At 39.8% G+C, this 5,256-nt stretch carries 7 protein-coding genes and 1 pseudogene; 4 read left to right on the top strand and 4 right to left on the bottom strand.

The window, feature by feature from the left end:
- Positions 1-80 precede the first annotated feature (80 nt).
- The 4 genes from DBR11_RS26535 to DBR11_RS26520 form a co-directional block, all read right to left on the bottom strand.
- Positions 81-629: a cob(I)yrinic acid a,c-diamide adenosyltransferase gene (locus tag DBR11_RS26535; protein ID WP_108555579.1), complete on the bottom strand. Its 549-nt coding sequence runs from the start codon at positions 627-629 to the stop codon at positions 81-83.
- A gap of 97 nt (positions 630-726) precedes the next feature.
- Positions 727-1,485 (bottom strand): ABC transporter ATP-binding protein, encoded by a 759-nt coding sequence (locus tag DBR11_RS26530; RefSeq protein WP_108555578.1) that lies wholly within the window; start codon positions 1,483-1,485, stop codon positions 727-729.
- 50 nt (positions 1,486-1,535) lie between these two features.
- On the bottom strand, positions 1,536-1,826 hold the full coding sequence (gene gatC, locus DBR11_RS26525; protein ID WP_108555577.1) for an Asp-tRNA(Asn)/Glu-tRNA(Gln) amidotransferase subunit GatC: 291 nt from the start codon (positions 1,824-1,826) through the stop codon (positions 1,536-1,538).
- A complete protein-coding gene (locus DBR11_RS26520; RefSeq protein WP_108555580.1) occupies positions 1,826-2,554 on the bottom strand; it encodes a 1-acyl-sn-glycerol-3-phosphate acyltransferase in 729 nt (242 codons plus the stop codon). Before DBR11_RS26520 ends, gatC begins: the two co-directional genes overlap by 1 nt.
- A gap of 78 nt (positions 2,555-2,632) precedes the next feature.
- Between DBR11_RS26520 and trpS the strand changes: the two genes are divergently transcribed.
- The 4 genes and pseudogenes from trpS to DBR11_RS30415 form a co-directional block, all read left to right on the top strand.
- The gene (gene trpS / locus DBR11_RS26515; protein ID WP_108555576.1) at positions 2,633-3,631 is read left to right on the top strand and encodes a tryptophan--tRNA ligase; all 999 of its coding nucleotides are present in this window, start codon (positions 2,633-2,635) and stop codon (positions 3,629-3,631) included.
- 52 nt (positions 3,632-3,683) lie between these two features.
- On the top strand, positions 3,684-4,298 hold the full coding sequence (locus tag DBR11_RS26510; RefSeq protein ID WP_108555575.1) for a deoxynucleoside kinase: 615 nt from the start codon (positions 3,684-3,686) through the stop codon (positions 4,296-4,298).
- A gap of 1 nt (position 4,299) precedes the next feature.
- On the top strand, positions 4,300-5,031 hold the full coding sequence (gene kdsB, locus DBR11_RS26505; protein ID WP_108555574.1) for a 3-deoxy-manno-octulosonate cytidylyltransferase: 732 nt from the start codon (positions 4,300-4,302) through the stop codon (positions 5,029-5,031).
- Between the two features lie 33 nt (positions 5,032-5,064).
- Positions 5,065-5,256, top strand: a pseudogene (locus tag DBR11_RS30415) (hypothetical protein); the annotation flags it as partial.

Raw genomic sequence — 5,256 nt, 5'->3', positions numbered from 1 at the left:
ACTATTAGTTATTCTTTTTTAATTCCGCAAAAGTATATTAAAAAACTTGATGAAAACAAACTTTTTTTTCCACTTTATTTTTAAATGCGGGGAATCCAAATATTCTCTTCCGTTTTAGCGTCGAAATTCAATTTCCGAGCCAAAACAAATAAATAATCACTTAATCTATTCAAATAAATGGTCATTTTTTCGTCAACAAAACTTTCAGAAGCCAGATGTACCGTAAGTCGTTCTGCCCTCCTGCAAATGCATCTTGCTATATGACAGTAAGAAACCACTGTATTTCCCCCCGGTAATACAAAGTGTTTTAAACCGGGTAATACCTCATTCATAGTATCCATTTCTTTTTCCAGCAGTTCAATATCGCTCTCATGAAGATCAGGAATTTTCATTCTTGATTTCTCCGGATCTGCGGCCAGTGAAGCACCAACTGTAAATAAACGATCTTGTATTTCTTTTAGTACCTCCTGATGATGTCCATCTATATCCTGACACATAATCAGGCCCAGATAAGAATTAAGTTCATCTACGGTACCATAACACTCAATGCGCAGGTGAAATTTGGGAACGCGGGTCCCTCCTATCAACGAAGTTAATCCCTTGTCACCGGTCTTAGTATAAATTTTCATCAGAATATATTTTTTTTAAAGGTTATGAAGTTATATGTGCCACCAAAATTTATTCATTTAGGTTTGTGTAGCGCTGCACATGATGGTTTCATACCCTTTATCCAATCGTTTCAAAATCATCACCCTTCTCCTGCAGCACAGTGAGACGTGGCGAAACGGTCTTAATATCAGTATTTTGAAAATCATTTTCAATCAAACCATCACGCATCCTTACAATACGATGGGCATGAAGCGCGATATCTTCCTCATGCGTAACCAGGATAATGGTGTTTCCTTTACTGTGAATCTCTTCCAACAGCCCCATAATCTCTATAGAGGTTTTGGTATCCAGGTTTCCCGTAGGCTCATCGGCAAGTATGATAGAAGGATTATTGATCAGTGCACGCGCTACCGCAACACGCTGGCGCTGGCCACCTGAAAGCTCATTCGGCTTATGGGTAACCCTATTTCCAAGACCAACATTTTCAAGTGCCGCCTGTGCTTTCTTATTACGTTCAGTTTTACTCACCCCAGCATAAATTAGCGGAAGCGCAACATTATCAAGTGAAGTAGACCTTGGCAACAAATTAAACGTTTGGAAAACAAAGCCAATCTCTTTGTTTCTTACTTCAGCAAGATCATTCTCACTCATATGGCTCACATTAATGCCATTTAGAATATAATCTCCTTTGCTCGGTGTATCCAGACAACCCAAAATATTCATCAGAGTAGACTTACCAGAACCCGAAGGTCCCATTAAAGCGACAAACTCCCCCTTATGTATATCCAGAGAAACCGACTTTAAAGCATGGATCACTTCGGTTCCTATCACATACTTACGTCCAATATCTTTAATGTGGATCAACGGTTTTTCCATAATATTTTATTTTTTAGACAGCTCACCAGGGCCTAATGTTACAGCCTTTGCTATTTTTCTATGATCTTAGGCACCATAAAAAACTCTTCAGTATGCTTCGCCGCGTTCATTAATCCTTCTTCCTTGCTCAGTTCTACCTTTACCTGATCTTCTCTCCAAACATTTACCTGCGGATTCATATACACCAGTGGTTCTACCTTATCTGTATCCAATTCATTGAGCTTTTCCATAAAAGTCAGCACCTTGCTCATCTCCCCAATAAGATGATCTACTTCTTCCTCCCTGATCTCTATTCTGGCCAGATCAGCTACTTTATGTATGGTTTTCTTATCTATGTTCATTACACTGCAAGTTTACTATTTATTATCGCAAATACCTGATCTTTCAGCAAGTCCTCTTCTCCCAATTTCAAATCTTTTGTACTAACCGCCTTGTGGACGTAAATATCGCAAATCCCCGGACGACTTCCATATTTCGCACCATCATCAAACATCTTTTTCCAAACATTCATTGTTACGGGAACAATACGCACCCCCTTTTCAATAGCCAAACGAAAAGCCCCGTTTTTAAAGGGCATCAGCACCGGCGGATAATGTTCCTCACCTATTCCACCCTCGGGAAAGATCACTAGGCTCATTCCCTTTTCCAGATTGTCACCCGCTCGCTTAAATGCACGAAAAGCAGACATACGACTTTCTCTTTTTACAGGAATGTCTACAGTACTGAAAAAGATTTTAAACATAGGATGCCTTAGCAGCTCCTCTTTTCCCATAAAATGGAACCTTCCTTTAGCCAGGACACAAATGATCATCACATCCAGGTTAGAAGTATGATTCGCACAATAAATATAAGTTTCTTTCTGCTCCAGCGGCTCATCCAAATTAATCCTAAAGAAAATACCTGTCAAAAAGCTGCATAGCAAACTATTTGCTTTTCTTAGCTTATTAAGCACACCAAACCATTCTGTTTTTCTGGAAGTTATATAATAGAAAGGATAAAAGATTAGAAAAAGGAACACAATAACGAAAACAACATACGCCCTGTGGAGTAATCTTAAGTTCTTAATCATCAATTCAAAAATAGCAAAAAACGCCATATACGCTTAAAGTTGCAGCCGCAAATCTTTTTTTTTATTAATTTCGGCCCTATGAAAGAAACGGTTGTTAGTGGTATACGCCCAACAGGGAAACTACATTTAGGAAATTATTTTGGTGCAGTAACCAATTTTGTAAAAATGCAGTATGATTACAACTGCTATTTTTTTATCGCAGATCTTCATTCATTAACTACACACCCAACACCTCAGGACCTTCATGGCTATGTGAGACACGTTTTAGTGGAATATCTGGCCTGCGGGATTAACCCTGAAGAGACGACCATTTACATTCAATCTGATGTTCCTGAAGTAGCAGAATTGTATTTATATTTAAACATGAATGCCTACATGGGCGAACTGGAACGAAGCACATCATTTAAAGATAAAGTACGTTCACAGCCCGACAACGTTAATGCAGGTTTGCTAACCTATCCAACCTTAATGGCTGCAGACATTCTGATCCATAGAGCAACCAAAGTTCCGGTTGGAAAAGACCAGGAACAACACCTTGAAATGACCCGTACCTTCGGAAACCGTTTCAATAGATTATACAATACCGATTTATTCCCTGAATCATTCGCTTTCAGCTACTCAGAAAACCTGGTTAAGATTCCCGGCCTTGATGGCAAAGGAAAAATGAGTAAATCAAATGGAGAGAATACCTGTATTTATCTATCAGACAGCCCAGAAGATATCCGTAAAAAAGTTTCACGCGCGGTAACCGACGGTGGTCCGACAGAAGAAAATCAGCAAAAGCCCGAAGCAGTACAAAATCTTTTTGACTTGATGAAAATTGTATCCAGTGCTGATACAATTAGTCATTTTGAAGACCAGTACAACAAAATGGCCATCCGCTATGGCGATTTCAAGAAACAACTGGCCGAAGATATGATCATTGCTAACGCTCCAATCCGTGAAAAGATTGAAGAAATTTCAAAAGATACTCTATACTTGAGACAGGTAGCTAAGCATGGCGCCTTAAAAGCAAGAGAAAGCGCACAGAAAACCATTAAGGAAGTAAGGCAACTGATCGGCTTTAAACCTTTTTAATTCAATAACAGTACCAGAACGAATCAAATCTTACTACTTCAAAAAAACACATATGCATATAGCAATAGTTGGAAATATTGGTGCCGGCAAAACAACCCTAACTGGTTTGCTAGCTAAAAATTACGGGTGGGAGGCTTTGTACGAAGCAGTAGATAACAATCCCTATCTTGAAGATTTTTACAGCGACATGAAACGCTGGAGCTTTAACCTTCAAATCTATTTTCTCAACAGCCGTTTCCAGCAGCTTGCAGAAATTGAGACCAATCAAAGAAATGTGATCCAGGACAGGACCATTTATGAAGATGCACATATTTTCGCAGAAAACCTCCATGAAATGGGTCTGATGACCACCCGTGATCACCAGAACTACAGGGCCATATTTGACAACATCACCTCATTTATTAAGCCACCAGATTTGTTGGTTTACCTAAGAGCATCTGTTCCGACACTTGTGAACAACATTCAGCGCCGCGGAAGAGAATACGAAGCCAGCATTCGTATTGACTACCTGTCCAAACTGAATGAAAAATATGAAGCCTGGATCCAAGACTACAAACTGGGAAAACTGCTGATTCTGGATAAGGACAAGCTCGATTTCACCAGCAATCCCGAAGACCTGGGCGCCGTGATCCAATCTATAGAAGCAGAAATTCACGGTCTTTTCTAAGATGAAGACCCTTGGCATTATACCATCCCGGTATGCATCCACCAGATTCCCTGGAAAACCCCTGGTGCAAATAGACGGAAAAAGCATGATCCAGAGAGTATATGAGCAGGCTTCGCTTTCCAAATCTCTAGATCAGGTTGTAGTCGCAACAGACGACATACGTATTGCGCAGGAAGTAGAACGCTTTGGAGGGGCATATATCATGACCAGTGATACCCACCAAAGCGGTACAGACCGTTGCGCAGAAGTGTTAACCCAGCTAAAGGGCTTTGATCATGTAATAAATATACAGGGTGACGAACCTTACATCAATCCAGAACAAATTGATCTGCTTGCCTCCTGTTTCCAGGAAAAGACTGTACAATTAGCAACCCTGATCAAAGCAATCACCAGCCAGGAAGAACTGCTGAACACCAATATTCCCAAAGTTGTATTAAATACAGCCGGAGAGGCTCTTTATTTCAGCAGGCAAACTATCCCCTATATCAGAAACGCTTCAGAAAAAGATTGGCTGAAAGCCCATACCTTTTACAAACATATAGGTATTTATGGGTATACGAAAACCGTTTTGAACGAGATTACCAAACTCCCGTCCTCTAGCTTGGAACGGGCAGAAAATCTCGAACAACTAAGATGGCTGGAAAATGGTTATAGAATTCAGACCAAAACAACCACATTAGAAACATTAGCTATAGATACGCCAGAAGATTTGAATAGAATCTTTAAGTCTTAAATCTTATCTTAGGTCTATAAAACTCCAATTCCAATGAAGATTATTGCATCTATCTTAATGATCGGCCTTTTGCTTTCAGCCTGTAATTCTGGTACAGACAAAAAGGCTGCAGCAACGGAAAACAATTTAAAAACGGTCTTAAAACCCTTTAGTGATTCCACGAAAATGGATACCTTCAAGGTCTCCCTTAGTGGTAATAAACCAAAAGAGATGCTGCTTACCTTT

Source organism: Pedobacter sp. HMWF019 (assembly GCF_003061025.1).
In the GTDB taxonomy this organism is placed as follows: Bacteria; Bacteroidota; Bacteroidia; order Sphingobacteriales; family Sphingobacteriaceae; genus Pedobacter.
The sequence above is the reverse complement of the archived record's forward strand: the minus strand, read 5'-3'. Positions and strand labels throughout refer to the sequence as shown.

Coding starts and splice junctions, on each gene's coding strand:
- DBR11_RS26535 (WP_108555579.1), bottom strand. CDS start 629: ATGAAAATTTATACTAAGACCGGTGACAAGGGATTAACTTCGTTGATA.
- DBR11_RS26530 (WP_108555578.1), bottom strand. CDS start 1,485: ATGGAAAAACCGTTGATCCACATTAAAGATATTGGACGTAAGTATGTG.
- gatC (WP_108555577.1), bottom strand. CDS start 1,826: ATGAACATAGATAAGAAAACCATACATAAAGTAGCTGATCTGGCCAGA.
- DBR11_RS26520 (WP_108555580.1), bottom strand. CDS start 2,554: ATGATTAAGAACTTAAGATTACTCCACAGGGCGTATGTTGTTTTCGTT.
- trpS (WP_108555576.1), top strand. CDS start 2,633: ATGAAAGAAACGGTTGTTAGTGGTATACGCCCAACAGGGAAACTACAT.
- DBR11_RS26510 (WP_108555575.1), top strand. CDS start 3,684: ATGCATATAGCAATAGTTGGAAATATTGGTGCCGGCAAAACAACCCTA.
- kdsB (WP_108555574.1), top strand. CDS start 4,300: ATGAAGACCCTTGGCATTATACCATCCCGGTATGCATCCACCAGATTC.